This is a genomic window from Caballeronia terrestris (assembly GCF_001544515.1).
In the GTDB taxonomy this organism is placed as follows: domain Bacteria; phylum Pseudomonadota; class Gammaproteobacteria; order Burkholderiales; family Burkholderiaceae; genus Caballeronia; species Caballeronia terrestris.
This window is the reverse complement of the sequence record NZ_FCOL02000616.1, coordinates 1-576: the sequence shown is the minus strand read 5'-3', so window position 1 is coordinate 576 and position 576 is coordinate 1. Positions and strand designations below refer to the sequence as shown.

Sequence of the window (576 nt, the reverse complement as noted above, 5' to 3'; positions counted from 1 at the left end):
ACACTTCGTCGCGCCCGGGCGGCGCCAAATCGATCTCTTCGATGTGCAAGGGGCGTGTATCGGCATAGGACGTCGACGCCCCCATTCCCTACAAAACTGCTGCCTTGATCTTTATTTCTGTATCTCCGTGACGCGGTTTCTGAGTTCTTCGACCAGCACGCGGCTGTTTTCCGAATAATCCACCGGGACGATGACGAGCTGCACGCCTCCCTCGCCGAACGCCGCCTCCAGCGCCGGCTTCAGCCCTTCGGCCGACTCGACGCGCCGTCCTTTCGCGCCGTAGGCATCGGCGTACTTGACGAAGTCCGGGTTGCCGAACGTGAGGCCCCAGTCGGCGAAGCTGTCGACGGCCTGCTTCCAGCGGATCATGCCGTACGCGTCGTCCTGGATGATCAACACGACGAGGTTCAGCTTCAGCCGCACGGCGGTTTCGAGTTCCTGCGAGTTCATCATGAAGCCGCCGTCGCCGCAGACCGCCATCACGCGGCGGTTCGGATACAGCAGCGACGCCATCATCGCCGACGGCAGGCCGGCGCCCATCGTGGCGAGCGCGTTGTCCAGCAGCAGCGTGTTGGC

General features: G+C 63.5%; 1 protein-coding gene. It reads right to left on the bottom strand.

All coding sequences use genetic code 11. The features are described 5' to 3' along the window. Positions 1 to 111 precede the first annotated feature (111 nt). Positions 112 to 576, bottom strand: a 465-nt coding sequence (locus AWB67_RS39235; protein ID WP_235025649.1) for a thiamine pyrophosphate-dependent enzyme, incomplete at its 5' end; no start/stop codon positions are given.